The 26215-nt window shown below is 47.9% G+C and carries 23 protein-coding genes, 1 tRNA gene and 1 pseudogene; 6 read left to right on the forward strand and 19 right to left on the reverse strand.

Annotated elements, in window-relative coordinates; translation table 11 throughout:
- Positions 1 to 36: 36 nt before the first annotated feature.
- The 13 genes from G493_RS0108720 to G493_RS0108780 form a co-directional block, all read right to left on the reverse strand.
- A complete protein-coding gene (locus tag G493_RS0108720) occupies positions 37 to 1524 on the reverse strand; it encodes a B12-binding domain-containing radical SAM protein (protein ID WP_028580066.1) in 1488 nt (495 codons plus the stop codon).
- Positions 1521 to 2309 carry a lysophospholipid acyltransferase family protein gene (locus G493_RS28515; RefSeq protein ID WP_051309150.1) on the reverse strand — a complete coding sequence of 263 codons (789 nt, stop codon included), beginning with the start codon at positions 2307 to 2309 and terminating at the stop codon, positions 1521 to 1523. Before G493_RS28515 ends, G493_RS0108720 begins: the two co-directional genes overlap by 4 nt.
- A complete protein-coding gene (locus G493_RS0108730) occupies positions 2287 to 3534 on the reverse strand; it encodes a beta-ketoacyl-[acyl-carrier-protein] synthase family protein (RefSeq protein ID WP_028580067.1) in 1248 nt (415 codons plus the stop codon). The genes G493_RS28515 and G493_RS0108730 overlap by 23 nt, the downstream gene beginning before the upstream one ends.
- Before the next feature lie 25 nt (positions 3535 to 3559).
- A complete protein-coding gene (locus G493_RS0108735; RefSeq protein ID WP_028580068.1) occupies positions 3560 to 3820 on the reverse strand; it encodes an acyl carrier protein in 261 nt (86 codons plus the stop codon).
- A 253-nt stretch (positions 3821 to 4073) separates the two neighbouring features.
- Positions 4074 to 4943, reverse strand: a complete 870-nt coding sequence (locus G493_RS0108740; protein WP_028580069.1) for a lysophospholipid acyltransferase family protein — start codon at positions 4941 to 4943, stop codon at positions 4074 to 4076.
- A complete protein-coding gene (locus G493_RS0108745; protein ID WP_035274028.1) occupies positions 4943 to 5644 on the reverse strand; it encodes a glycosyltransferase family 2 protein in 702 nt (233 codons plus the stop codon). The genes G493_RS0108740 and G493_RS0108745 overlap by 1 nt, the downstream gene beginning before the upstream one ends.
- Before the next feature lie 45 nt (positions 5645 to 5689).
- Complete coding sequence (locus tag G493_RS28520; RefSeq protein ID WP_051309151.1) at positions 5690 to 7402, reverse strand: DegV family protein; 1713 nt, start codon at positions 7400 to 7402, stop codon at positions 5690 to 5692.
- On the reverse strand, positions 7399 to 8757 hold the full coding sequence (locus G493_RS0108755) for an AMP-binding protein (protein ID WP_028580071.1): 1359 nt from the start codon (positions 8755 to 8757) through the stop codon (positions 7399 to 7401). Before G493_RS0108755 ends, G493_RS28520 begins: the two co-directional genes overlap by 4 nt.
- Positions 8735 to 10024 (reverse strand): B12-binding domain-containing radical SAM protein, encoded by a 1290-nt coding sequence (locus tag G493_RS0108760; protein ID WP_028580072.1) that lies wholly within the window; start codon positions 10022 to 10024, stop codon positions 8735 to 8737. The genes G493_RS0108755 and G493_RS0108760 overlap by 23 nt, the downstream gene beginning before the upstream one ends.
- Positions 10021 to 10677, reverse strand: a complete 657-nt coding sequence (locus tag G493_RS0108765) for a DUF3261 domain-containing protein (protein WP_028580073.1) — start codon at positions 10675 to 10677, stop codon at positions 10021 to 10023. Before G493_RS0108765 ends, G493_RS0108760 begins: the two co-directional genes overlap by 4 nt.
- The gene (locus G493_RS0108770) at positions 10674 to 11333 is read right to left on the reverse strand and encodes a LolA family protein (protein ID WP_028580074.1); all 660 of its coding nucleotides are present in this window, start codon (positions 11331 to 11333) and stop codon (positions 10674 to 10676) included. Before G493_RS0108770 ends, G493_RS0108765 begins: the two co-directional genes overlap by 4 nt.
- A complete protein-coding gene (fabG, locus tag G493_RS0108775; RefSeq protein WP_028580075.1) occupies positions 11333 to 12070 on the reverse strand; it encodes a 3-oxoacyl-ACP reductase FabG in 738 nt (245 codons plus the stop codon). Before fabG ends, G493_RS0108770 begins: the two co-directional genes overlap by 1 nt.
- A 14-nt stretch (positions 12071 to 12084) precedes the next feature.
- Complete coding sequence (locus tag G493_RS0108780; RefSeq protein WP_028580076.1) at positions 12085 to 12519, reverse strand: hypothetical protein; 435 nt, start codon at positions 12517 to 12519, stop codon at positions 12085 to 12087.
- 564 nt (positions 12520 to 13083) lie between these two features.
- Between G493_RS0108780 and G493_RS0108785 the strand changes: the two genes are divergently transcribed.
- The 3 genes from G493_RS0108785 to G493_RS0108795 are packed head-to-tail and all read left to right on the forward strand — an operon-like array spanning position 13084 to position 16882.
- Positions 13084 to 13350: a phosphopantetheine-binding protein gene (locus G493_RS0108785; protein ID WP_028580077.1), complete on the forward strand. Its 267-nt coding sequence runs from the start codon at positions 13084 to 13086 to the stop codon at positions 13348 to 13350.
- A complete protein-coding gene (locus G493_RS0108790; protein WP_051309152.1) occupies positions 13347 to 15527 on the forward strand; it encodes a beta-ketoacyl-[acyl-carrier-protein] synthase family protein in 2181 nt (726 codons plus the stop codon). The genes G493_RS0108785 and G493_RS0108790 overlap by 4 nt, the downstream gene beginning before the upstream one ends.
- Entirely contained in the window at positions 15524 to 16882 is a 1359-nt protein-coding gene (locus G493_RS0108795) for a lipid biosynthesis B12-binding/radical SAM protein (RefSeq protein WP_028580079.1), read from the forward strand. The genes G493_RS0108790 and G493_RS0108795 overlap by 4 nt, the downstream gene beginning before the upstream one ends.
- 21 nt (positions 16883 to 16903) lie before the next feature.
- On the opposite strand, the gene G493_RS0108800 is transcribed toward G493_RS0108795, so the two are convergent.
- The 4 genes from G493_RS0108800 to G493_RS0108820 form a co-directional block, all read right to left on the reverse strand.
- Positions 16904 to 18058 carry a beta-ketoacyl-ACP synthase III gene (locus G493_RS0108800; RefSeq protein WP_028580080.1) on the reverse strand — a complete coding sequence of 385 codons (1155 nt, stop codon included), beginning with the start codon at positions 18056 to 18058 and terminating at the stop codon, positions 16904 to 16906.
- Positions 18059 to 18061: 3 nt separating this feature from the next.
- On the reverse strand, positions 18062 to 19360 hold the full coding sequence (locus G493_RS0108805; RefSeq protein ID WP_028580081.1) for a B12-binding domain-containing radical SAM protein: 1299 nt from the start codon (positions 19358 to 19360) through the stop codon (positions 18062 to 18064).
- A gap of 397 nt (positions 19361 to 19757) precedes the next feature.
- Positions 19758 to 20423, reverse strand: a complete 666-nt coding sequence (locus G493_RS31985; protein WP_051309153.1) for a peptidoglycan-binding protein — start codon at positions 20421 to 20423, stop codon at positions 19758 to 19760.
- Positions 20424 to 20771: 348 nt separating this feature from the next.
- The gene (locus G493_RS0108820; protein ID WP_161629812.1) at positions 20772 to 22058 is read right to left on the reverse strand and encodes a lipase family alpha/beta hydrolase; all 1287 of its coding nucleotides are present in this window, start codon (positions 22056 to 22058) and stop codon (positions 20772 to 20774) included.
- A 487-nt stretch (positions 22059 to 22545) separates the two neighbouring features.
- On the opposite strand from G493_RS0108820, the gene G493_RS0108825 reads away from it, so the two are divergent.
- Positions 22546 to 22950 (forward strand): hypothetical protein, encoded by a 405-nt coding sequence (locus tag G493_RS0108825; protein ID WP_028580084.1) that lies wholly within the window; start codon positions 22546 to 22548, stop codon positions 22948 to 22950.
- A gap of 646 nt (positions 22951 to 23596) precedes the next feature.
- Here G493_RS0108825 and G493_RS31990 read toward each other — a convergent pair.
- On the reverse strand, positions 23597 to 24013 hold the full coding sequence (locus tag G493_RS31990) for a bacteriohemerythrin (protein WP_051309154.1): 417 nt from the start codon (positions 24011 to 24013) through the stop codon (positions 23597 to 23599).
- A 683-nt stretch (positions 24014 to 24696) separates the two neighbouring features.
- Between G493_RS31990 and G493_RS0108840 the strand changes: the two genes are divergently transcribed.
- The gene (locus G493_RS0108840) at positions 24697 to 24981 is read left to right on the forward strand and encodes an integration host factor subunit alpha (protein ID WP_028580086.1); all 285 of its coding nucleotides are present in this window, start codon (positions 24697 to 24699) and stop codon (positions 24979 to 24981) included.
- Positions 24982 to 25457: 476 nt separating this feature from the next.
- Here G493_RS0108840 and G493_RS0108845 read toward each other — a convergent pair.
- Positions 25458 to 25544, reverse strand: a tRNA-Leu gene (locus tag G493_RS0108845).
- A gap of 356 nt (positions 25545 to 25900) precedes the next feature.
- Between G493_RS0108845 and G493_RS33960 the strand changes: the two are divergent.
- A pseudogene (locus G493_RS33960) lies at positions 25901 to 26215 on the forward strand (ISNCY family transposase); the annotation flags it as partial.

The following is a 26215-nucleotide window of genomic DNA, read 5'->3' on the forward strand; positions in this document are numbered from 1 at the left end:
ACCGCGATCGTGCAAAGATGGAGTATCTGTGATCAGTTACCCTTCTAGGTCCTGGAAACGGTTCATACGTTCCCAGCGCGCCACTTCCAGCTGATACCGTCCTTCCCATCCATATTTTTTCATAATTCTTGCAAAGCGCATTTTGAGAAAAGGTTTGAACAAAAAACGCCAGATGGAAATCCATGCCCAGCCTTGTCGTCTAACCTTGGAGGAAGGATCCCACCAGCCCAGGACAATCTGACGCTGGTACCAGAACTGGTATTGCAGCTGGTCTGCATCCAGGTGATGTGTGCGCACATTGGCCCAGAGACCATTATATTTTTTATAGTCAGTCTCATTGGTAATCAGGCCCTGTTCAAGCAGGTTTTTACGCATACCTGTTTTGGGATACGGAGTCAGCACCTGACAGTAGGCTGCATCTGCATTGATATCCTTGAAAAATGCATAGTTGCCAGCAATGGATTCTTCGTTGTCGTCGGGAAAACCAAAAATAAGGCCTCCAATAACCATCATGCCGTATTTGTGACAATTTTCAATGGCTTTTTTCGAATGGGCAATAATATCGCCTTTGCCTGCACTGCTGAGATTATTTTTATATCCGTTTTCAATACCCAGAAAAACAGAGGCGAATCCGGCTTCAGCCATTTTTGCGACCATAGGTTCGTTTTGCGCCATGGTGACGCAGTCTGCCTGTACAACCAGTTTGAGCCCGGTATAGTTCTGGGCAATGATGGCATCGCACAGTTCCATGACCCTGTCAGCATCGAGAACAATGTTGTCGTCAGTGATAAAAATGAAACGGGTTTTTCGTTTATAGTAGATGTCGTCAATATCCCTGATCACTCTCTCTATGGGAAATGTCCTGAAGGTGCGGCCGTACATGTGTTTCATTGAGCAGAAATTGCAGGCGCGGGTACAACCCCGTGAAGTCTCAAGCAGTTCTATCTTGGAGTGCATGACGTGGTAACCCCAGGTCAGCCGCCGTTCGTCCCGTACCGGAAGTTTAAGTGTTGAAAGGTCCAGGTTCTCTGCTTTAGGGTTGTGTATGAAAACTCCATCCTTTTTATAGGAGAGAGAAGGGATGGCTGTGATCTCGTCTGTGCCTGTAAGAGCATTTACCAGTCGGCGGCATGCTTCTTCACCTTCACCCCGGATCATGAAATCAATCCAACCGGCATCTTTGGTGGCTGCGATCTCCTCTGCCATCAAAGTGGCATGGTAGCCGCCGATGACAATTTTGAGATGCGGGGCCAGGGTTTTCAGAAATTTGGCTATTTTAATACAGGTATCGTATTGCCAGGCCATGGCTGAGAGGCCGATCAGGTCGATGTCATGCTTTTTGACGACTTTGCTAAGGTACTTGGTGATGGAACGTCGTTTGCGAACAAGATCAACAAGGTATACGTTGTGCCCTTCATCTATATTGCCGGCAATGCTTGCAATACCGTGATTGGGAAGGTGGATGGCTGTTTCATGGATGATAATCGGAGCCACATCAGGCATGGAAATCAATAAAACGTTCATGGGGATCCCTGGTTATAGGCTTCAAGTACCTGTTTTTCAAGTTCAGTCACCGATGGCGGTGCGTTTTGATAATCAGGCTGGATACGGTCAACTACACGCAGGGTAATGGTATTTTTACGCCTGCTGTTGAAGAGGAATTTACCTGGCGGGAACAGGACTTCTGTATTTTCAATGTGAACAATGTAAATGGGTGCCTGGCACAATCTGGCAATTTTAAGTGCTCCTGGATGAAAAGTGGCTGCTTTTTCACCACGATTTCTGGTGCCTTCCGGGAAAACAAAAAGATTACCACCGGAACGTAGGAAAGATGGCATGGTCTCCAGTTGCTGCAGCATGAATCGTGCAAAGTGGCCCTCACCACTGGCAGGAATATAACCTGCCCTGGTGATTACCTGGCCAAATATCGGCAGACTGAAAAATCGGGTTTTGACTATGGTTCTGTGCCTGGGAAACGTACGGATGAGTAACAGTGGATCCAGGTACGAGAGGTGGTTGCAGACAATGACACTGGAGCGGATAGCCTCAATTTCCGGCGGGATGTCTAAGCGATGGGAGGGGGCAGTAACCCTGAGGATGGCAAAGAGAACCCGAAAGAACAGGCTGTTCAGTTTTTGGGTGGCTGTTTCAGAGTCCTTTGCCAGGAATGCCGCATAGGCATAGGGCAGGGAAAAACAGCAAATGAAACCCAGGGTAAACCAGGTCCAGCAGGTCAGGGTTACAAACCAGTCTGCCAGCCGGGCCGTAAAATGAGCAGGCTGGTGCTTACTCGAGTGCATCTCTGCCATTTTTCACCAGCAGGCAGGTATTGACACCGCCAAAGGCAAAATTTTGTACAGCCGCAATACTGCTCCTGGCATCAATAAGCTCACGGGTGTGACGAAGCATGTTGCAACGGGGGTCTACTTCCTCAAGATTCAAAGTCGGGGCGATGAAGTTCTGGTCCATCATATACAGGCAGAGAATCAACTCGATGACGCCGCAAGTACCCATGGTGTGTCCCATGTAACTTTTCAGGCCCGTGATCCATGGCTTGTCTCCATAGACCTGTTCGATTGCCTGCGCTTCTATGACATCCCCCATCTTGGTGGCCGTGGCATGGGCACTGATAAAATCAACCTGGTCGGGGGTCAGGGAAGCGTCATGAAGGGCGATACGCAAGGTTGCGGTTATGCCGTCCAGGTTAGGCAGGATAAGATCTCCGCCATTGTTGTTACAGGCAAAACCCTTTATTTCACCAAGGATGGTAGCCCCACGTTTTTTAGCAGATTCATATTCTTCCAGCAGTACGGCCCCACCGCCTTCTCCCACGACCAGACCGTCACGATTGGCGTCAAAAGGCCTCGGCGTACAATGGGGAGTCTCGTTGTATTTGACTGAGCAGGCAAGCAGATTGTCAAATACTGCCACGGTGGTGGTGTCATACTCGTCTGCGCCACCGCAGATCATGGCGTCCTGCATGCCGAATTTGATCATTTCATAGGCAAAACCTATGGCCTGACTGCTTGTGGTACAGGCTGTGGATGAGGCAATGACCCTGCCGGTGATACCAAACATGCGGGTGATGTTCACCGCTGTGGTGTGTACCATGGAACGGAGATAGTCCACAGCACCGATGGAAGAAAATTTTGAATCCAGGTCATTGAAAAAAGTTTTATAAATATCACGCTGGACAGTGGGGCTGCCATGGGTGGAACCAAAGGCCACTCCCAATCTGCCGGAGGTGATAAAGTCCTGGCTGAGTCCGGACTGCTCAAGGACATCTTTGGCAACCTGGCAGGCATAGTAGGCGACCGGTCCCATTGTTTTTCGGAAATGTCGCTTAAAATCCATGGCAAGGGGATAGTCAACAGATCCAAATACCTTGGAATGAATATGCTTGGTCAGCAGGCCGTCGTCACGCAGGGGAGATACACCGGATTTCCCGTGGAGCAGGCTTTCAAGTATGGCGTCTTTGCCATAACCTATGGGGGTAATTGCCGAACAGGCAGTGATAACAACGCGTCGATTCATGGAGAGAGTGCTTGGAATATATGGGTTAGGAATTATTGCGCATGACATCCAGTTGCTCGATATAATCGAGGATGTCGTTGATTGTTCGGATGCCCATGGCCTTTTCTTTTTCTTCCCTGCTCAGGGAGGTGCCAAGCATGATCTCTATTTTTCCCAGGAGTTCGATTGCATCAATGCTGTCAAAGTTGTGATCATCGCGGAGGTTGTCGTCCAGTCCCGGATTCTCAAATTCAAAATCGTCAATAAGTATGGATAAAATGTTATCTTGCAGTTCTTCTCTAGTCATAAAAAACACTTCATTACGTTGTGCCCACCCTGTAAAGGCCTTATTGCCGGATGTCCACTTCGTGGTACTGAAAAATTATTACGGAACATCAATCATGTGCTGGTGGCAATGAAAGTCGTATGCTGTACATGGTAACGGACTTTGTATTTCCGGGCCGACACTACTTCAGAAAATTTAAGGTTAATCGCGGATAGTACACAGTTTGTGATGAATTACAAAGAAATAATTCCCCGGAAATGACAGGAGGTCCAAGTCAGTGAATAAAACGGGTAAAGTGATACCATGCAAAGGGGTGGCTGCGCAGCGCCTCTTCAAGCAGTGAAGCATATTGCTGTGCAGCCTGCCTGATATTCTCCTGCCGCTTTTGTCTGTCTGCAGAGCTGACGCAAATGGGCTCTGACAGAGTCAGGTGATAGCTGTTGGTTCCAACCCGGAAGGCAAAAAATACAAAGAGAGGGGCTCCGGAAACCAAGGCAAAAATAAAAGGTGCCTCTGAGACATAGGCTATATGATCAAGGAAGGTCACCTCTACCTGGCGTTGGTCATCCCTCCAGATAATATCTCCGGTCATGGATACCAATCCGCCGTTTTGCAGGAAACGAATACCTTCCACGGCAGAAAACGGATTATTGGCGTCTTTGCCAGTGCCGATAATGGTTACTCCGGATTCTCGAAGCTGTTCCTTTTGCAGTCGCTCAACTCCTTCTTTCTGTTTTTCTCCCATGTAGAGCAGAAGCTGCAGATCCTGACACTGTTCCTTGAGCAGGTTTGCGGCAATTTCCCAGTTGCCAAGATGAGACATGAGCAAAATGCCTCCCTGTTTCCCGATGCATGCTTCCAGTCTTTCCCAACCATGGGCCGTGAAACGCGGCGGTCCGGTCCGGGCAGTCAGGAATCTGTCCAGATGGATGGTTGTGAATCTCTGGTATTGTCGGAAGCTGCACCACCTGTAATATATGGAGGATTTTCCAGGGAAAAGAATGCTGTAAAAACGATTGCTCTCCTGCACGTTGGCAGAGAATATAAAATATCCACAGGCTATAATCCTGGAGACAAGCGCAAAGAGCCAGGCACCAAGCAGACCGGAAAACCGGGTAAGAATATTGTACCAGAAACCGCCCATCAGTGCCCTTGTCCAAAAATACGAGCACAAATGAGCCTGGAAAAAGTTGCCGAGTTGCGCATGAAATCAACCCAGGGGCGAAAATGGCTGATACGTACACCCGGTGGCTGATACACCACATGCACATCAGCTTCTCTGGTGGGAATACCGTTTCTTTTCGCTTTCACCAGCACTTCCACTTCATATTGATATCTCCTGGCCTTGACATGGAGCTGGAGAATTTCTGGGAGTGGGTAGATTCTGAACCCGGACTGGGAATCGCTTACCCTTGGGCCTCCGGAGACCCATACCCAAAAATTGGAAAAACCGCGCCCGAAGCGACTGGTCCAGGGAACATTACCATCCTGATTCATACCCAGACGACGTCCAAGTACAATGCAACGTTCATTGTCATGTACGCTGTTCAACAGGTTGAGAGCATCTGAGGGGAGATGCTGGCCGTCGCCGTCCAGGGTAATGGCCCAGGAAAAGCCCTTTTCGGCAGCCGCCCGAAACCCGGTGAGCAGGGCAGCGCCTTTGCCATGATTATTCGCGTGATGCAGCACCTGGATGGTGTCGAAAGCGTGCAAACGTTTCCTGGTTGAATCCGTTGAACCGTCATCAACCACGATAATCGGTAATCCGGTTGCAAGAGACTGCTCAACAACTGAGCTGACTCGGCTTTCGTGGTTATAGACGGGGATGATGATGACTGCCTGCATAGTTGTTCGTAGAGATAAAATAGTGAAAATAGGGAAGGTTTGAGGTCAGTTATCTGCAAAAAAATTTGGTGCGACTGCCAACGCCCACGTACCCGGCCCCATGTGCACTCCGGATGTCAGGGATAGGGGCACTTCCATGATGCGGGCATAGGGATAGAGGTTCTGTATTTTGTCTTTTACCGTTCCCTGCACCCAGGATTTATTGTCTGTATATTGCAGCAGAATAATGGGGCTATCCTTGCTCGTGAAGTGCAAGGATAACTGTTTTGTGGCAAAGGATATCTGGTCGTCACTGTTTCTGGCAACCCCCAGCTTGCGCACACCTTCGGCAGTTGGGGTAATGATGGGCTTCATGTGCAGCAGGTCTGCAAAAAATCCTTTTGCTTTTGAGACCCTGCCACCGGCAACCAGGTACTTGAGTTCATCGATGAAAACATACTCCAGGCATTCCCTTGACAGGCTTTGAGCGTAGGATATCACTTTATCTGCAACTACCCCCTGGTTTGCCAGCTGAGCTGTCAGCAACGCAATGAGACCCAGACGGCCGGAAGCCGCCCCTGTGTCCAGGACAGTGAACTCCTCGTTCTGGTTGGCTTTTCTCCAGGTCATGGCTGTGGAATAGTTGCCGGTAAAGGCAGAACCCACGGACAGGTAGAGCGATGGCCCGAACTGTCGGCAGATACTCTGGTAATGCTGGTAGCGCTCATAGTTCGATGCCTGGGCAGTGGTTACCTTACCTCCATTCTTCATAAGGGAATACAGCTGGTCAGGGCAACATAAACTTTCCGGGGTGGAGGTGTTGCTGGTGACAATGTAGCTGTCCAGCAGGCTGATGCCGTATTGTCTTGCGATTTCCCTGGCAATGGATCCTGCAGCATCGGTGACGATGTGGATTGCGGCTCTCTGTTCACTGCTCTGGGAAGAAATGCCATTCTGGGTGATCTGTTCATCTGACCATTGTTCAATGGTCCCGATAGATTGCAGGCCTGAGCGGAGCTGTTCAGGCGTGGAACTGTGGATGTGTACTTTGAATCCCTGCTCCAGCGGCATCATCACCACGCTCTCACCAAGTGATACGACCTGGGTTTTCAGTTCCGTTTCACTCAGTTCGGTCCGGATAACGGCACCTACACAGTGCTCTTCACAGGATGCCACCGTATAAGCGGGGTTGATGGACAACTGATCAGCAAACAGCTCAATGACGCTTGGTGAGTCCTGGCTATATGCTGTGCAGTGCCTGAAGAAGCCGTCAAAAAAAACATACATGCCCAATGCGCCGGAATCAACCACGCCCGCCTGGGCAAGATCTGCCAGGTTGCGCGTGGTGTCGCGCACTACCTGTTGCAGTATCTTCATAACTCGTGGATAGAAATCTTGGGCAACAGTGTGCTCCAGCAGCGTTTCCACCAAGGCATCAAAAAACGAAAGCATTGTTCCGGCGCGGGGGTCGGCAACTGCTTTGTACGCCTTGTCCCTGCCTTGCCTAGCCCATTTTGCCAGCTCCTCGCCATGAGCTGCATGGCAGAATTCACGAAAAAAGGCCACAGCAATGTTGCCGGAGTTGCCGGTGGCAGCCCGGGCGAGCCGGTCGCGCAATTGCAGTGGTTGTTTGTCGCTATGAAGCAATGGGCTGAGACTAATGCGCAGGTTGGTTCCGGTATCGCTGTCTGCCACAGGAAAGACGTTGATCCGATCAAGCAGATCAGACCAGGCGGCAAGGCATTCGTAGCCAGCGGTGAGTGAGGTGTGCAGGCTCATGTATTCAGCAACTGGTTGATAGCTTCCCGGTCGTATTTGCCGTTGGATTTTACAGGAATATGGTCCACACACCTGATGCAGCGGGGCAGGGCGTAGGGTTCCAGTGCTTCTGCCAGCATCTGTTTCAGGGTGCTGACCTCCACCTCGCCTTCCACCAGGGCACCTATCCAGGACTCTCTGCCTCCGGGATCTGCAAACGACGTTACGACACAATCGATGACATCCGGTCGTGCCTTGATCAGAGAACTGATGGTGTCGAGATCAACGCGCTTGCCACCAACTTTGATAACCGTATCAGCCCGTCCCTGTAGCCTGAATGCGTCTGGTCCATCTGCAGCGACACGGTCCTGGGCAGTGAAAAAGCCGTGTTCATCCACAGGCAGGGTGGAGGAAATATAGGGTGAGTGTACTGCCAGACATTCGTTCTTAACTTTCCATTCAATGGAGGCAAAAGGAGTGAAGGCTTCTTCGCCCTTTGATCTGTTTCGGGTCGCAATGCCGCCTGTTTCCGTTGAGCCGTACACCTCGATGATGCCTGTTGTATTCCCTTTGCAGAATATGGTGTTATCCTGTTCCGGAAGCATGCCTGCGGATGAAAATGCCAGACGCAAACCAAGGGCTTTGCTGCCCAGGGCCCGATAGTGGGCTGGCACGCTGGCCATGATGGTCGCATTGCAGGCTGTAGCGGTGCTGACGATTTCACCGGGAAACGAGGGCGTCTCGTCAATGACCGCTGCAGAAGAGACCAGGGGCATGATAACGGAAAACAGCAGGCCGTATATATGATAGGGCGGGATGGTTGCCAGAATGACATCTTGTTCTGTTACCGAAAACCTGTGCCTGTGAAAGACACCTTCGCCAACAAGGTTGTATGGCGTTTTAGGCCAGAGCTGGGGCGCCCCGGTTGATCCACCTGTATACAGATGGAGAAATGTCGTATCTGGTCGTCTCAATCCGTTCAGCTGGACTGGCGAGGCCGCAGCCAGTTCTTCCATTGAAATTACCCGACTGCCCCGGGGGATATCGCGTGGCACATCTGTGATAATCGTGTCCAGCAGGCCCTGCTTGTGCATCTCATGCAAAGCCCGTCCTGAAAGGGCAAATGGCAGCAACAGATCCGGTCCTCCGCCCAGGGAGGCAAGTATCGCTGCAGCGATTACTGCCTTGTTTTCAACCGCAAGGCAAATGGAATCAGGTTTCTTGCCCCCTTGCAGAAGCGAAAGTATCCGACCCGCCATTGCATATACCTCGGCTCTTGTGGTTCCATGGTATATGAATTCCCTGTCAGGTTGCTCCGGCTTCTGGATCAGTTTTGCCAGAACGTGTTCGGTCTCACGTTGAAAATCTGTTGTCATCAAACCTGCTCACTGTTTTGCCAAAAGCATGACTGCTCAAATTGCGATCACGGGGCTTGAAGGTATTGCTCATCATTTCCTTACGGACAACCTGTTTGAAGAGCTTGGCCATTTTTATGTGCTGCGGTTCGTCATGGTAAAAAGTATCCCAGGCATAATCAAGCAGTTCCTGCAACCTTTCAGGGCTCATGTGCTTGGGCTGATAGACCACGCGGTCTGCGGAGTAGTCATTCCAGTCCCTGGAAATAATCCTGTTTTCCTTGTTGAGAGCTTCATACGCCTTGGTATGGGGGAATGGCGCAAGCACCGTGAACTCGGCCAGATCCAGGTCGATCTCGAGCAGAAAATCGATGAGACGTTTGATGGAGTCTTCTGTATGATTATCAAGACCAAGGAGGATTGTGCCCTCCACTCCGATGCCATGGTCATGGTAGCGTTTAACGCGTTCACGGATGTAATCTGAAGTATCGAATACAGCCTGGTACACATACCAGGCTCCTGCCTGGGCAGCCAGGTCAAGAACTTCGGGTTTATCTTCAATGGGGTGGCAGCACCAGTTTTTTTTCAGGGGAATCATTTCCCTGAACAAATCCATTTCCCACTGGGTATCCTGGGCCAGGGAATTGTCCACAATGAAAAGGCGGTTGTTATCGATTCCGGCTATTTCGCTGATGGTCTTGTCAATGGGACGGGGGCGGAACTGTCTGCCGCCAAGGTAGGAGACCGCGCAGGGATAACAGTGGAACCGGCATCCCCTGGAGGCATGCACCAGGTCCACCATCTGCACGCCTTTGTAATTATAGAGTTCCCGTTTAAGGATATCTCTGCGGGCAGGGCCTACCAGTGCTATATCAGGCCTGTCATCAATAAAGTTATAACATGGTTGCAACGCATTGTTGCGAAAATCAGTCAGCACGTCTTCCATGCGTCCTTCTGCTTCTCCCAGAAAGACAGCATCCGCATGGAGCATGGTCTCCTCTGCATGGAGCATGGTGGCGATCCCGCCGAATATGACTTTTACACCCCTTTTGCGAAATTCATCTGCTATCTGCCACCCTCTCTTTGCCTGGATTGTGAGCATCATGGAAATACCAACAAAGTCGACAGGGTTGTCAAAATCTATTTCTTCCAGGTTTTCGTCGATGAATTCAACCTCTACATATTCCGGAAGGGTTGCCGCAAAAACAACTGGCCCATGGGGAGGAAGGTGAAATTCAGTCTGTCGGTCAAGTTTTGCCCATTTGGGATAGATAAGTTTGAACTTCATTTCACGGGAACCGCATTCAATAATTTCATGTTAAGTGAATATCCTCGCATGCCATATGCGTTAAGACTCAGCTTTTGGGGGAACTGCGCCTGATCTGTTGAGGAACTCCAGCAGCCTGTGACGCTTCGCGTACGTTCATGGGTGAAGGTGTACTGGTTGACTGTCCAGCAATTTTCTGTTTTGGGATGCACATCTGTTACCGCCCCGGAACCGGCAGTGAAGCGGCATGTGGCCATCTCGTCTGCGTCTGTGCCGAGCTGCAACGCGCCCTGAGGTCTTCTGAAAATGGTTTGAATATCGTGCATCAGGCCTGCTGCAAAGCCCTGGCTGTCGAAAGGCGGTAGGGCTTTTGTTACATCCAGTGCTCCGGCCTGATCTGATTCAGCTTCAAACAGAGTTAATCCTTCGACAGTGAGCAGTGCACTGCGTATGTGTTCTCTGGTCAGGGTTGTGACACCAAGCAGTGTAGAGCCGTGTCCATTGGCTTGCCGAAAGCTGATGGAGTGAACAAACTGCCAGCCATTACCGGGAAAAACAGCATTGCAGGCCTGCGCCGTAAGATTATCCGGCTGCAGGTTCAGTTCCGGTAGCTGGGAGTGATTGGCAACTGTACAACCGGAGAGGAGCAGCACGGTAAAAAGCAGGTGTTTCATTTTCCGGTAAAAAGTTCTGCGGCTATAGGCTTGTTCAGTACCCGGTTGGTAAAAGTCATTTGGGTATAACAGCCAGGGCCTTCGTGAATGGTAACAGATTCCAGGAGACCGTCCCGGTTGGAGAGATGCAGTTCGATCTTGCCGATCAACCCGTCAAGCATTCCTGGTCTGGGAGTTAGCATGACATGGGTCTTGTCAGGGAAGGAAACTGTAAACATCGCATTGTCAGTGAACCGGCCGTCGAGCCAACCGGCAATTTCAGCCATGATAACCTGCATGGACCCCATTGCTCCGGCTGGTTCCTCCTGCAGTGTGCCGTCTGTGTCCATGTATTTTTTAATAGTGTCGCCGTGCATCAGGAGAATGGAGCGTACCGGTGAGTGGTATTCCCAGCGCAGGGATGAAGGTGCCTGAAAAGAGAAAATGCCGGTTGAGCGAATGGGTTGTACCAGCATCTTCATGTGCTTTTCCTGCACAAAATCAGCCTGGATGGAGCTGATATGTACAGTGGCGGACTCTTCTGTTGCAGCTGTGATCATACAGGTGGAGAGAACAAAGACTGCACATAAAAGAAATGCCTGAAGCCGTTTGCCGGATTTTTTCCCCGAGCATGGCGGACGGCTGCCCCCGATAAGGGGGATACAGATAGCTTTCACTAGACCATCCCACCGTTCACTGAAATGACCTGTCCTGTGACGTATGATGCGGCATCAGAGCAGAGGAAAGAGACAACGCCGGCAACTTCTTCGGGCTTACCTATGCGTGCCATGGGAATCAGGCTCTTTATATGTTCTTTAGGTGCATCCTGCACCATATCGGTTTCTATCAGGCCGGGAGCAACTACATTTACCCGGATACCGAGACGGGCGACTTCTGCAGCTATTACCTTGCTGGCAGCGTTGATGCCTGCTTTTGCAGCTGAATAATTTGCCTGGCCGCGGTTGGCAACCAGGGAAGATGCAGAGGACAATGAGACAATTGTGCCTTGGCGCCTGCGTACCATTTTTTCAATGACCGGGCGCGTCATGTTGTAAAAACCATGAAGGCTGGTGTCCAGCACCTTGGACCAGTTTTCCCTGGACATCATCATGAAAAGGCCGTCTGCTATCACGCCTGCATTATTGATCAGGATATCAATCTGTCCCAGGCGAGTGGCTATGTCTTCAACCACCTGCTCGGCCTGTTCAGCCTGGCGGACGTCAAACTGATATATTTCACCTGCTCCGCCGGCCTTTTTTACCTCTGCCAGGGTTTGTTCAGCCCCTGGCCGATCACTCATGTAGTTGACGATTACATAACAGTTGTTGCGGGCAAGATCCACGCAAACTGCCCTGCCTATGCCTTTGCTGCCGCCGGTGACAATGGCGACACGTCTTGCTTCTGTATTGGTCATGTTGTAACTCGTGATTATGCTTGAAAGAGCTGGAGAATGATGGTGGCCACACGTACATCATCCATGAAGACCTCACAGGCTGTTTCCCGTAGGTTCTCAAAGACATGGGTGTTTTCTGCCGTTGAAATTATAGGGGCATCGTAGGGAAGGGGGCCCACATCAATTTCTGCTTTTTTGATACCAACCAGCCAGCCCATCTGGTTGGAATCCAGTCCCTGGGTATGGATTCGGTCCCACCCGTTGCATACACCCGCAGTCTGTGCTGCAAGTTCAATCAGAATAAGGGGATCAACACCTTCATCTTGTGCAAAGGGCCATTTTCTGTTCACCCTGGCAAGGGTTTTTGCCCGCGTGCTGTCCACGGCCAGAACCTGGTCAACCAGCAGCATGTTATCACGATGGGGAAGAAGATCTTCCAGGCTGAGCTCGGAAAGTGTGTACAATTTCATTGGTTTATGCAGTTTCTGTGTGCCTTGGCCCTACCAGGGGATTTATACAATCAGGTAACTGCTCACAGTGCATCTGATTTTTCCGCGATCAGCCTGACTTACGTATGCCCAATACGCTGCGCCAGCCTGCTTGCGAAAATCTCAGGCACCCTGTAACCAGTTACAAATACGGGGGAGTTGTTAACATAATCGTCTCCCCTATGAGTAGTTATAAAATCAGATGACAAATTCATATGGGCAATATATGGTATATAGCATGATTTGAGAATCGGTACAATTCTTTGCATGTCTGTATCTGTGCAAGTAACGAGTCATATGGGGTAACCCGCTGTGATATGGCATCACCCTGCAACCATGGCTGTTCAAAACCCGATTCTGCATACTTGTTTGTGGTTACACGTATACTGTTTCACGCAGGTGCGTATTACATAAAAATCGTCAGCTCGTCATTCAATATATACTATAAGAGGAATTGCGTGCTACACCGCTGGTGCCGAAACCAGTGTTGCGATCCTATTTCGCAATCGTGGAACCAGCGTATAGGGATGAGAGTGTTTCAGTTCTATGAATAATCTGATAGAAGAGCTTAAAATAAAACTGGTGGATATTCTGAACCTGCAGGATGTCAAACCGGAAGATATCGATGAAAATGCCCAACTGGTTGGTGGGGAGTACGGTATCGATTCCATCGACGTACTGGAAATGGTCGTCATGGTGGAGAAAGACTATGGTGTGGAGATAAATAACCAACAGGTTGGGGAAAAAGTGTTTTCCTCCCTCGCTAATCTTGCCGCTTATATTTCAGAAAATTCACCCCAGCCGATTGCTTGAAGAATACACGCGTTTTTATTTACGGTACCGGCATTGTCAGTGCCCTTGGTACCGGAGTAGTTTCTACTGTTCAGTCCCTTCGCCAGAATCAATCAGCTATACGGCCGCTTGATCTTTTTACCCTTGGCCAGGGAGAACCCTTGCCTGTAGGGCAGGCAGACTTTCCCGAAGACCCTGCATCGGTTCTTCCCAGAACTCACCGCCTAGCGTTCCAGGCTGCCACCGAAACCATGCAGGACGCAACGTGTGTTCCGGATGCTGTGGTTATTGGTACAACCACCGGCGGCATGCTGCAGACAGAGCAGCTCCTGCGCAGTCATTGTGCTGATGCGGCCTGTTATGGATATCATGGTCTTGGAACGGTAGCAGAATATCTTGCCACTGAATTTCACTGCACCGGCCCGGCTGTTACAGTTTCCACTGCCTGTTCATCGGGGGCTGTGGCTATCACCCTGGCCCTGAATATGCTCAGGTCCGGACAGGCTGAAACCGTATTGGTGGGAGGCGCTGATTCTCTTTGTCGCTTGACCTACTGTGGATTTCATTCGTTGCAGCTTGTTGACAGGAAAGGCTGCAAACCTCTGGATGAAAACAGAAACGGTATGGCTGTGGGAGAAGGCGCCGGTATGCTTCTGCTTTCCACGAGGTATCTTGATACTGCCAAGGCAGAATTGCTTGGAGCCGGTCTCTCCTGTGATGCCTATCATCCCGCCGCACCCCATCCGGATGGAGAGGGGGCATATGCTGCCATGGAAAAAGCGTTGCGTGATGCAGGGCTCCCGGCAGAACAGATTGATTATATCAATCTCCATGGCACGGGTACGCCTGATAATGACCTTGCTGAGTCCAAAGCTGTGCGCAGGTTATTTTCACCTCCACCCTATCTCTCTTCGGTTAAAGGTGCAACGGGCCATAGCCTGGCAGCGGCCGGAGCCATTGAAGCCGTGCTTGCGGTTATTGCCATTACCCATAACCTATTGCCGGCAAACACAGGGCTGGAACATGTCGACCCTGCCATTGGGTTACAACCTGTGAAAGAGCCTGCTGAACAGGCACTGCGAACGGTTCTTTCCAACTCTTTTGGATTTGGTGGCAATAACGGATCTCTTGTAATTGGAGAAATCGGGGTCTGTGAGAATACATCCCCCCCTGTAATGCAAGCAAACAAAACGCTGGCCATACATGGCTTTGCCTGTATTACAGGAGCCGGGCTGACCGATGCAACCGTGGAGCAGGTAAGTTTGGGAAACCATGTTGCCGGTTGCGCAGACATAAGCCTTGTAGCAGAAGGGCTGCCGCCACGGATGATCCGCAGGCTGAAACGTATGCCTCAGATGACTCTTTCTCTGGCTCGTCATGCCATGGAACGTTGCGATGGAGTTGCCCCGCAACCGGAGAGCGTGTTTATGGGTACGGGGTGGGGAGCGTTATCAGAAACCCATGATTTTCTGGAGAGACTGGCAAAAAGTGATGACCAGTTCTCCAGTCCCACGGATTTTGTTGGTTCCGTGCACAATGCCCCTGCCGGGCAGGTCGCAATCATGCTCAAGGCCACCGGGGCCAATATCACAACAAGCGGTGGCGATTATTCTTTCGAGCAAGCCGTGTTTGCTGCAGGCAATATATTATCCCAGGAAAAAGCGGCAGTGCTTATGGGTGTGGATGAAGGACATGAGGTTTTCTCACCACTTCTGGATGCATCAATTTCTCCCGGTACTCCTTTGGCTGATGGCGGCGCAGCGTTTGCCATATCCAGAGAGAAGGAAGGAGCCCGTTGTCTGCTCTCTATTCCCTATTTCAGGACATGTGTTGCTGACAATTGGGTGCAGGAACTGGTCCATTCCCTGCAGTCTGTTACTTCCGGAGACCTGGCTGCCTATGGTCTGATTATGGCTGGTATTCCTGCAGCGTATACAACGCAAGGTGAAGAACAGTTACGGAAATTTTTTCAGTATACCGGCCTGGATACTCCTGTGCTGCATTACCGTGACCTGCTTGGTGAGTTCGCTTCTGCATCTGCCGTTGCCACCGCGCTTGCCGCCTCTTTTCTGGAAACAGGTCGTGTTCCTGTGTCGTTGACCAAAGGAAAAGAAGTTCAGTTGGATGCTGTCCACAACAGAATTCTTGTGCTTGGACTCGGTCGGCAGGTAACAGCCATGGAGCTTGCCCGGCCTTGAAAATTCTGTTGCTGTCTCCTAATAGAGTAATCACGCCCTATCCTGTCTATCCCATTGGACTGGATTATGTTGCCGGTTCTATTCCAACCGGTCATGAGGTACGGGTTGCAGACCTGAATGTGACCTCTCTTGCCGCATTGGATTGCCTGCTGGCGGATTTTGCTCCAGATATTATCGGTATATCCTGCCGCAATCTTGATAATACGGAAGTGGCCAATTCACGTTCATTTATTCAGGAATATACAGATCTGGTCAGCAGGCTCCGGTCCAGGTCAGATGCTATCATTGTCATAGGAGGAAGCGGCTTCAGCATTATGCCCAGGCAGATGTTGAGCGAGCTTGGTGCAGACTATGGGATGGTGGGAGAAGGAGAACGCTTCGGTCTGCTTGTGGAGGCAATTGCTGCCGGTAAACCACCTGCTGAAACCATACCCGGAATTATTGGCCAGCAAACTGATGACCAGATAACAACACCAGTGCCGTGGCATGGAGAGCAAACCCGTAACTTCAGTAAATCATCGGAGCATGCAGGCTTTTACCTTGAAAAAGGGGGCATGCTCAATCTCCAGAGTAAGCGTGGCTGTTCCTTTAAATGTATTTATTGTTCTTATCCCGCTATTGAAGGGGCTGTGCATCGATTGTATGTACCAGAAACCGTGGCTGAAACAGCTCTCAGATTGCAGGAGGCTGGCGCAAAATATCTGTTTATTACAGATTCAGCGTTTAATTCTGATATTCAGCATAGTCTTGCCGTTGCCAGGGCTTTTAAAGAAGTGGGGGTTACCATCCCCTGGGGCGGTTTTTTTGCCCCTGTCAAATTGCCGCAAGACTATTTTTCCACTTTGGCAGAGTGTGGCCTGAGTCATGTGGAATTTGGCACTGAATCTCTTTCCAATACTGTGCTTAAATCCTACAGGAAACCCTTTCGGGTGTCCGATGTCTTTACAGCTCATGCACAGGCCAGAGATGCCAGGTTGCATGTGGCCCATTATTTCCTGTTGGGCGGGCCTGGTGAAACCATGGAAACCCTTGCTGAGAGCCTGGATAATGCGGAGCAACTGGAGAAAACAGTATTTTTCTTTTTTACCGGTATGCGCATATATCCCCAGACTGCATTGTATGATATCGCTCTCCAGGAGGGACTCATTACCGATACCACAGACCTGCTTGTTCCGGTTTTCTATCACAACCCCAACATTCCGGATTATCAGGCCATCGAGGACCTGGTAAAGGAAAGAGCTGCTGGGCGAATAAACTGGGTGGTGGGATCTGGTGAGGAACAAAGTGGAGTCACTGTCACTAAGCTCCACGAGCGTGGATTTGTGGGTCCTTTATGGGAATATCTTGCCCGTTAAATAATTCATGAGAAATTCGGGTTAGACAACGGTCATCAACACCCAACCCACTGAAAACCTACCACTCTCCGGTATCATCCCCAGAATGCGTTGCCCTTTTTGCAGACGGTTTGAGCTAAAGAGTTCCTCAAGCATAATGTAAAAAGATGCGGATCCGGTGTTTCCCTTTGTGGGCAGGTTGGTGAACCACCGTGACTCGGGAATTGCAAATCCAGCCTGCTCCATTTGCTGCATAAGCGGTACTCGAAAAAAATCCGAGGAATAGTGAGGCAAAAACCAGTCCACCATGTCTGGGGTCAGGCTGTATTTTTGAATAACCGGGGGCAGGCTGTGATTGACGATAACTGAAATGATTTCCTGGTTCAGGAGCCCTGCATCCTGTTTAATCGTCATGATTCCCTGTTGTTCCAGGCCGTTTTGTACAGCGCATTCCCGCCATCCTTTCAGGTTGCCATCTTTCTGTTTTACCGCTCCTGCGTACATGCAGGTGTCAAGGCGGTGGGCGTGGGAGACAATGTCTATCCAGTCTATGCGAAGACTCAAGGCTTCGCTATTGGGTTTAGGTTGCATATACACCGCCCCTGCACCATCTGAGAGCATCCATCGCAAAAATTCTGCTTCAAAAGAAAATGCCGGCCGGTTCAATGTTGCTTCAGCCGAAGATTCTTTCCCGCCCATTGCTGTAAAAAAAGATGAACGGAGAAATGAGGACGCAGCCTCTGATCCGCAGGCAACAGCATTTTTATGCAATCCTGCAGCAATGGACATGGCACCATACTTGAGTGCTGTGATGCCGGTCAGACAAATACCTGCTGTTGAAATGACTTCACACGGTCCGCAGTTGAGTTCACCGTGAACCATGGAACCGTGACCGGGCATAATCTGATCCGGTGATGAGGTGCCGCAGCAAAGGCACTCAATGGAGGCGAGTTTCTCCAGGCAGTTGGGGGTCAGTTGTCTGATAGCCTCCGCTGCAAGTTGCGCGTTGGTGTAGGTGATATTTCCGGAAAGAGGGGCAATGGCATAATGTCTCTGCTGTATACCATTTCTGGCAAGAATTATGCGTCTTGTCTTTGCAGATTGGCCTGTGGCTTCACCCAGGTACAGGTCAAGATCATCATTGCCTACCGGGTTTCCTGGAAGAAAAGCAGAAACTGCTGTGATAAAAACATTCATGAGTTAAATACGTGCCTCAATATGACTGCGTTCTATGAGTCGGGCATACAAGGTGTAAAAGCGTTCTTCCTTGAGTTTGGTATCAATGACTGCGTTTGTCAGTGTGTAGTAGTCAAGGTTGGTATTGGTTATACGATGTTTCAGTTGTGCATATAGTGGCGTTCCCGGAAGAGGGGTGAGCACGGTAATCATGGGGAGGTCAATATCAGTGGTTTCCAGGTAGCCTTCCAGACGTTCAAAATCATCCTCGTCGTAATCGGGCGAGATCACAAAATCGCCGACAATGGTAATTCCCAATTCATTGAGAATTGATATAGCCTCTGTGTTGACGGTAACCTGATTGGCCTTGTTCATGGCACGCAGGCGGACGTTATCCACCTCTTCAAAACCAATGATGACAGCCCGGAGACCGGTCTTCTTCCATTCCTTAAGCATTTCAGGGTGCCTGACCACGGTGTCAGAGCGGATATCAGCGAGATATTGTTTTTTGATACCCTTTTGCATAAGGGTTCTGCAAAGCGTATAGGCTCTGTCTATATCGTCAAACGTATTGGCGTCTACAAGCCTGATCACTGGAATGTCATGCAGCAACTGGATATCACGCACTACAGCATCCACGGATTTAGTCAAATATTTACCACCAGCCTGGCCATATATGCAGCAGAATGAACACTTGTATGGGCAACCAAAGGCAGAGGCAACAAATCCCATATTCAGGCGAAGTTTTTCCAAAATATAGTGGGAGCGGTACTGACGAACTTTCCCATAGGCAGGAGGGGCGCTTTCTTCCAAATCAGCAATGGTATCAGGCTGGATGTGGCCTAAGAGCTTTTTTCCAGCCTGGGGAGACAGTACTCCACGTATGGAACCCATGGGAGTTGCGCCTCTTTCAATTGCACGGATAAGTTCGGCAAATTTCTTTTTGCCTATTCCCACTATGATATAGTCGATAACAGTTTTGTTGAAAAATTCCGGGTCAATACTGGCATGGATACCGCCAACCACAATGATGGCCGTACTCTGTGCTTTGATGTGTACGGCCAGTTTTACAACCGTATTAGCTTCGCAGGTAACTCCTGTTATGCCGACTATGTCAGGTTTGAACTCAGAGATGGCACTTTCGAGTTCATCCGGGTTGGCCTTGAGGTCAACTATACGCACGGTGTGATCTGTAAGGTTTCCTGCCAGTTCCTCCAGGGCAAGGGGCTCGCCACGAAAGATCTGTTTCAGTGATGTGATTCCGTATTTCTCTTCAGGAATACTGCGGCCGCAATTGGGCGGGTTGATAAGAAGGACGTTCATTCTAACTCTGGAAAGAATATACCCAAAGCACCGGCATAACATACATCAAGCAGTGTACAATAACCGATACTGGAAATGTAAATTGTACGACCCTGAAAAAACGTTTTCAGGCATTTCATGCAGAAAAATGCATGGTTAATATGCACCACATTGTTGCAGCAGTCTATCAAAAACAACAGGTCGGTTGTCTTTCTCTGGTTTTTTCTCGGGATTCCGGAATGTTGTATGAGGAAACATGTGACAACCTCTTTCCCGTAACAATAATGCTGTTATGGGAAAGAGGTTGCAGGAGACGCAATCTTTTTACATTTATCCTGACTCACGTATGATAAATATCGTGATCAGTTATCCTATGAGTAGCCTTAGCATGGGAAAAAAGGGGTGGATTCCGGGCGCATCAATACGTGGTATCTGAGTTACTGCCCTGCGAACCTGATACTTCCCCGTCCATATGAGTGTAAGGCGTTTCCGGCCGTGTATTCTGGGGGGGCGGCTCTGGTTGAGGAACTGGGTGCACCTGAGGCGGTTCTTGGGCAGGGGGTGGTGCCTGTTGTTGTGATTGGGGTGCAGGGGGATCTGCCTTCAGTAAGCCCAGTGCCATGAGAGTCGGAGGATCAAGTTCGCCAGTTGGTGGCAGACCATTGTCATACTGGTAATTGCGCAAGGCTGTTCGTGTTCTTCGTCCCATCCTGCCGTCAATATATCCGGGCCTGTATCCCAGGTCTGTCAAAATTTCCTGAACAGTTCTCACCAGCCGGTAATAATCACCATCATGGGGATTGGAGAATTGTTTTACACCTGAAACGACACCACGATAATATCGTGGGCTGTAGGCATAACTCTTTAACCAGCAGGAATTATCACTGGAATGGAAATCAAACGCTTTGCAGCGCCTTGAATTTTCACACTGCCTTGCACATTCATCGGCGTTGCGTGCCCAGAAACTTGTATAATCCCCTCCGGGACGCTGATAGTTGTAGTCAAGTTGCATGGTGACGTTTCCACTTGCGTAGAGGGGAGATGCAAAGAAAACAAAGAGAAAAAGTAAAGGCAAACGGGTCATGGTATTTTATCTCCAGAAATGAAAATTGTGGTTCGAGAGTTATTCAACATCAGAAAGATAAGGGGTGCGGGAAATAATACATATCCAAAAATTGCGTAGGATATCGGTTTGGTAACGTCGTCGCGTCAATGGTTCCATACTGGCCGTATTGAGCAATTGGCGTGACGACGTTACCGAGTTGAGAGACAAGTAAGATTGGATGATCTATTTTTTCCGTGACCCTGAAGCCACTTGTCTGGCCATCGTCCTGAAATATATATCATTTTTCTGTTGAGTCCACGAGGCTCTGGTCAGAAAAGGTATGTTGCCATACCATCGGGATATAAAGGTTTATGCTTTCTCTGGACATTAAAATATATCTTTTTGGTACTGTTCTTTCAGTAGTTGGTTGAATTGTCGTATAAATGCAGTGCTTTCAAGTATGGAATCGTGGCCTTCGTTATAACCGAATAATCGATCTGCCTCAATCTGTGCTCGTGGGTCCAGCTGGCTGGAGATCTCAACAGTACCATCATTATTTGCCATAAAAAGACTGCAGTTCCCTTTAATGGTAAAAAAAAGGTAATACGTCATGGGAGAGGGCATGGAGGTATTGAAGAGAGATTGGATAAAATCGCTGTCAGGAACCATATCATGCCAGGAAGGAACGGCTTCCGGCGCGTTTTTCACCCCAGAGGCTGTGGCCGGATGACCATTCCATGGACTTGAGACAGATGTGAATAATGAAATATATTGATTATGCTGGTCAGCAGCATTCTGCAGAATAAATGAGCGAGTTACCAACCCTCCCATACTGTGGGCGAAAAGGTAGAGTTTGTCAAAGTGGAATTGTTCGTGAAGCCTCTCAACTGCAATATTCAGGGCTCGGCCACAGGTATCCAGGCGGACGCCTGAAGGGTAGTAGAAGAACCAGGGTTGAAACCGGGTGTGATCAAGGTTTTCAACTATGGTTTTCCAGCCTGCAGGGGTTCCTGTTGCACCGTGAACAAAAAGCAGAGGTATTTTGTCCGGATCATACTCATGCAGAAAAAATATACCCATCCCGACATCGCGGATGAAACTCATGGGCTTCCAGTACCCGAGTGTGCCATTGGCCTGGCTGTAAATAGGGTCATCCAGCTCTTTAACAATTCCAAGTTTAAAAAAAGATTTTCTGGCCAGGGATTCGGCATCAAGGGTAATGGAGAAGCCAGGATCCATGGCATGTATGTTCTGTATGGTGATATGAATATCAAGCTTGCTCCTGGTTTCAGATATATCAGTGTTTGGGACTGGAAGCGTTATTTTTTGCGGTGCACCATAAAAATTGCCGTATTCATCGGGGTCAAAGGTAAAATTGTAATTTTCGTCATTAAATGCACCAACATAATAATCGCCGGCTGGCACCAGGATACTGAAGTGGCCGGTCTCTTCAGTTATGGTGTTGTCGTATAACTCCAGTTTTCCGTTGTGTTTTTTGAATATGACAACGATCTCCTCCCCCGTTGATTGAGATGTGTTGGAAACACTCCCACTCAGGGTATAGGTGGTGTTAAGTTCTTTTACTTCCTTTTTTAGGGCGTGAAAGGCGCAAGAAGGCAGCATAAAGCAAAGCAGGGAGAGTAAAACCAGGTATTGGGAATGTATTGTATGCATTGCTGGAACCATTGTCTGTTGATGACTGGATATGGTTATTCCTTTTTCTGTGCACCACGGGGTACAGTCAGAATAACAAATGTGGTTGTCAGAAATACAGGAGATTCATCTATAATACTTACTGTACTTCTTTTTGGAAAATACACAAAAGATTTACAAGAATTGGCTGGGGTCTTGAGTCGCGATTTATAGTCGAATTTGGTTTTCAGTGGCGAATACTATCCAATGAGTAAGCTTATGATGCGATAGGTATTTTTGCTGAATTTGAAAGAAATCTGATTGAGGGAAGCCAGGGAGAAGGAGTATCCGCAGCAAAGAAAAAGGGGCGATTTGGTAAAGCTCAGGAGTTGATGCCTGAGCAGGTAGTGGAAAAAGGTACACAAAACTGAAATAGCAAAAAAGTCTTTGTCATAGTTGCGGAAAGATGCGTTTTTCCACGCCCTGATGAAATCATATACTAAGATATAGAGACAGGTATTCTCAAAATATGGCGATGAATTTAGTGGAACAAAAAAAAATAATTTCTCTGATAAAATCAGAGTTTGAAAACATAGGTATAACTGTTGCTATTACAGATAGTTTTAATATCAATTCATCACCAGATGATATTGCTATCAATTTTGGCATTAATGGGTTAGGGAATAATTGGATATCTATTGACAGACAAGAGGCTCAGAGAATATTAACACAGTTGCTTCATTGTGACCTGGCGTATAATGTTGAAAGAATTCCTCTTGTAAAAGCTCAATATTACTCAAATAATTTTCTTTTTTTATTGATGAAAACTGTCTTTTTTTTACTAATGGGCTTTGGCCAAGTAGAAGGAAAGAACAACAACATGGCTTTTCCTGGAGTTCAGCCACAGATGCAACATTTGATGGAGGTATTCTGATAAGTTGCTCAAATCGTGCTGGAGTTTTTTGGGTAGAAGACGAGGATTAGCAACTACTATTTAAAAATAACTGGGGTGTCACGTCAGATCCTATACTGTTTTAACACACTGATAACCCGGTTGATTCAGGCTGACTGAATCGCCGTTTTTGTAATCTTTTCAATAAATAATCATATATGGCACAAGTTATAAATAAGAGTATACGCCCACTACTCATTACTATTCATACCTCGTTTGCAATAGTGCTTACCCTTCTTTGGGCAAACGAGATTTTTGATTTACCACATGTGCTTGGAATTGGACCTAAAACCCCGATAAATCATTATGAAGCTCTTTTGGAGAGTGTTCCGGTGATAGTGGTGTGGACTTTATCTATTATTTTTGTTCGTAAAATCATGAATAGGATCAAGATCTTAGAGGGTATTTTGCCAATTTGTTCATCATGCAAAAAAATACGAAACAGCAATGATAAATGGCAGGAGGTAGAATCGTATATATCAGACAAGTCTGAAGCTCAATTCAGCCATTCTTTATGCCCGGATTGTATAAGGAAGCTGTATCCAGAATTTTCCGAAAATATACTCAACGGATAATGTAAATACTTCCCTGATCGACAATTGGTTAGAAGGTTATTCTTGAAATTGGGTTATATTTCCATTTTTTTATGAAAAAATTTAGCGAAATCTTTGTCTACACCGGTAGTATGATGAAGAAACCAGTCAACGAGAAAATCAAACATTTCGTTGTCCTTTACCAACTGTTCTTCCTGCATGTAAAGCTGCCCTTGGGTTGATAGCTTGTCGAGTAATTGAAGGTGATGCAACTTGTGTTTCCCAAGATCAGGGTATTCTGCTTTGAGCATGATATTTTCTTCGCTCAAGAAGTGAAATCGAGCATAGGCACTTAACTCAAATATGAGGCTGTCTTTATATAATTTATCATCTGAAGATGATAAATCTTTGTATATCCTCTTGATTAAATTGAAAAAAAATCTGTGCTGAAGGTCTATGTCTTCTATACATAAATTGTATTTTTCGTCCCATTCCATCAAGCTGATTTTCACCTCTCCGTCTCCCCTGATCAATTGAGTTAGACATTTTATTCGCAGGCACGGCTATGGTCGAAGTAGATAAATTACGTATTCGTTATTCGATTAATGTTGCCATGAATGGTAGAAAAAAGCAAATGATTGGATGTTGCCTCTATGGAGTTGTAGTTGCCATGTGAACATGTATTCTTAGGCGGTTAGGTCAGTTTCAACTGGCTGAACATTATAGCTATGCAGGCCCTGTTTTATGATAATTCACCGAGGAGCCTGCTGGAGAAAGCTCTATTTTTTCATAGTTGTGTGTTTTTCAGAAAACCAATGAGCGCATGATCAATTCTATGGCTGTACCTGATTTCCTGCAAATCCTTAATTTGAGAAAAAATAGCAAGCCTCGGACAGGCACTAGCTGTTGTGTTCTTTCCTGTTGAATATGGCTGGCCTGATACGTGCGGCCGTGTGCAGAGACGGTAATCTTGAAAGGCGGTGGTTACGCGATTTTCCTGTAGCGGTCTGTTGTTGACTTTCCTGGTTCTTTTACCTCGACATGCACTGAGGATCGCGACGCGGTAAAGATTTGGTAAAAACCATCTCACCGTTTTGACAACAAAAATATAATGGATATAGGATACATCAAATAGCCATTTTGTGGCGGTGATTTACTGGCGTTATCATAAACAAACTTCCATATAAGAGACACAATGAAACTGACAAAAGCACGTATAGCTGAGGAGATAGTCAAAACACATACCATGCTTACCAAAAAGGAAGCAGTTGACTATGTGGAAACCTTCCTAACCATAGTTAAAAACGATCTGATATCAGGCAACAATCTGTTAATTTCAGGGTTTGGAAAATTCATCGTCAAAGATAAACAGCAAAGGCGCGGTAGAAATCCACAAACAGGTGATGATTTGTTACTTGATTCCAGAAGGGTCGTCACATTCCACCCTTCTGGAAAGTTAAGACAGAGGGTAAATGGGTAGCTGTACCGACAACTATGAAATAGCTTTGGCATGTATGTGACCGTTCACCCAGAGGCTTTTGGGCAATCCAACCTCTTGCCACGAACTAAGGGTCGCGGAGAATAATTAATATCCAAAAATTGCGTAGGATAACGGTTTGGTAACGTCGTCGCGTCAATGGTTCCGTACTGGCGGTATTGAGCCATTGACGCGACGACGCTATCGAGTTGAGAGACAAGCAAGATTGGATAATGTATTTTTTCCATGACCCTTAGGCTTGGCGTTGCGGATCTGGAGTGCAGTGAGCTGTGACATGGAAATATCTCCTGCCGGTAGGTGAGCGGGAATTTGTCTTCAGTCTGGGGTACCCTCATTTGTGCCCACAAAAATATTGGATGTCAATGGATGAAAATGGATAGGGATGGAACGAAAAAACCCGCAAACCATTAATGGCTGCGGGCTTATCGAATCAAGTCGGACTAACTTGGAATGTTTTGTGGTGCCGAAGGGGAGAGTCGAACTCCCACGAGGGAACCCTCACTAGACCCTGAACCTAGCGCGTCTACCAATTCCGCCACTTCGGCACTGCGCGGGACAATATGCACGCTAAGCGGATTTTTGTCAAGCTGTTTTTTTTAAGTTAAATAAAAAAATGTCTTTTTTCGCACCCCTTTTTTTATCAGGGGAGATCTTGCTCCGGATAACTCTTTGAGATCCAGTGATATTTAGTGCCTGACCGAAAACCAATTTACACGGTAGATACAGCTAAATAACTCATATGTGAGTAGGCGAAGATTTTTGTATTACAAGCTATATTCATTTTGACAAATGCCGACGGGCTACGTTAACATGCCGAAAATATGGAATTTGTGTGAAATTCATTTCGATTGTCTGCGCAAAAAAAAGGCTGTGTACCAAAATCTTCAATCTGAATCATAGCATGAGACAAACAAAACATCCTCAATTAAGAATAGGTGAAGCTCCTATCGCTGAAGTCAAAATTGATCTCAAATCTCGTGATGACATACCACCCTTACTTTTGGGGCTTCAATACATCTACACCACAGCCGATCTTCGTCAGAAAGTGTTCGAAATATTAGAACATCGAATCCAGCCTAATACGGATAAGAAGAACGGCCGTCCCGGAATGGAGCTATGGAGAATATTGGTTTTGGGAGTACTTCGGTTAAATTTGAATTGGGATTATGATCGTCTTGTCGAAATGGCGAATAATCATAAAACAATACGGCTTATG

Source organism: Desulfogranum japonicum DSM 18378, from assembly GCF_000429945.1.
Taxonomy (GTDB): Bacteria; Desulfobacterota; Desulfobulbia; order Desulfobulbales; family Desulfobulbaceae; genus Desulfogranum; species Desulfogranum japonicum.

Bases quoted from the DNA above. Each gene is read 5' to 3' on its own strand.
- G493_RS0108755 (WP_028580071.1), bottom strand. From the start codon at position 8,757: ATGACAACAGATTTTCAACGTGAGACCGAACACGTTCTGGCAAAACTG.
- G493_RS0108820 (WP_161629812.1), bottom strand. From the start codon at position 22,058: ATGCATACAATACATTCCCAATACCTGGTTTTACTCTCCCTGCTTTGC.
- G493_RS0108800 (WP_028580080.1), bottom strand. From the start codon at position 18,058: ATGAATGTTTTTATCACAGCAGTTTCTGCTTTTCTTCCAGGAAACCCG.
- G493_RS28520 (WP_051309151.1), bottom strand. From the start codon at position 7,402: ATGAGCCTGCACACCTCACTCACCGCTGGCTACGAATGCCTTGCCGCC.
- G493_RS28515 (WP_051309150.1), bottom strand. From the start codon at position 2,309: ATGGCAGAGATGCACTCGAGTAAGCACCAGCCTGCTCATTTTACGGCC.
- G493_RS0108840 (WP_028580086.1), top strand. From the start codon at position 24,697: ATGAAACTGACAAAAGCACGTATAGCTGAGGAGATAGTCAAAACACAT.
- G493_RS0108720 (WP_028580066.1), bottom strand. From the start codon at position 1,524: ATGAACGTTTTATTGATTTCCATGCCTGATGTGGCTCCGATTATCATC.
- G493_RS0108785 (WP_028580077.1), top strand. From the start codon at position 13,084: ATGAATAATCTGATAGAAGAGCTTAAAATAAAACTGGTGGATATTCTG.
- G493_RS0108765 (WP_028580073.1), bottom strand. From the start codon at position 10,677: ATGAAACACCTGCTTTTTACCGTGCTGCTCCTCTCCGGTTGTACAGTT.
- G493_RS31985 (WP_051309153.1), bottom strand. From the start codon at position 20,423: ATGACCCGTTTGCCTTTACTTTTTCTCTTTGTTTTCTTTGCATCTCCC.
- G493_RS0108805 (WP_028580081.1), bottom strand. From the start codon at position 19,360: ATGAACGTCCTTCTTATCAACCCGCCCAATTGCGGCCGCAGTATTCCT.
- G493_RS0108825 (WP_028580084.1), top strand. From the start codon at position 22,546: ATGGCGATGAATTTAGTGGAACAAAAAAAAATAATTTCTCTGATAAAA.
- G493_RS0108730 (WP_028580067.1), bottom strand. From the start codon at position 3,534: ATGAATCGACGCGTTGTTATCACTGCCTGTTCGGCAATTACCCCCATA.
- G493_RS0108780 (WP_028580076.1), bottom strand. From the start codon at position 12,519: ATGAAATTGTACACACTTTCCGAGCTCAGCCTGGAAGATCTTCTTCCC.
- G493_RS0108745 (WP_035274028.1), bottom strand. From the start codon at position 5,644: ATGCAGGCAGTCATCATCATCCCCGTCTATAACCACGAAAGCCGAGTC.
- fabG (WP_028580075.1), bottom strand. From the start codon at position 12,070: ATGACCAATACAGAAGCAAGACGTGTCGCCATTGTCACCGGCGGCAGC.
- G493_RS0108740 (WP_028580069.1), bottom strand. From the start codon at position 4,943: ATGGGCGGTTTCTGGTACAATATTCTTACCCGGTTTTCCGGTCTGCTT.
- G493_RS0108735 (WP_028580068.1), bottom strand. From the start codon at position 3,820: ATGACTAGAGAAGAACTGCAAGATAACATTTTATCCATACTTATTGAC.
- G493_RS0108760 (WP_028580072.1), bottom strand. From the start codon at position 10,024: ATGAAGTTCAAACTTATCTATCCCAAATGGGCAAAACTTGACCGACAG.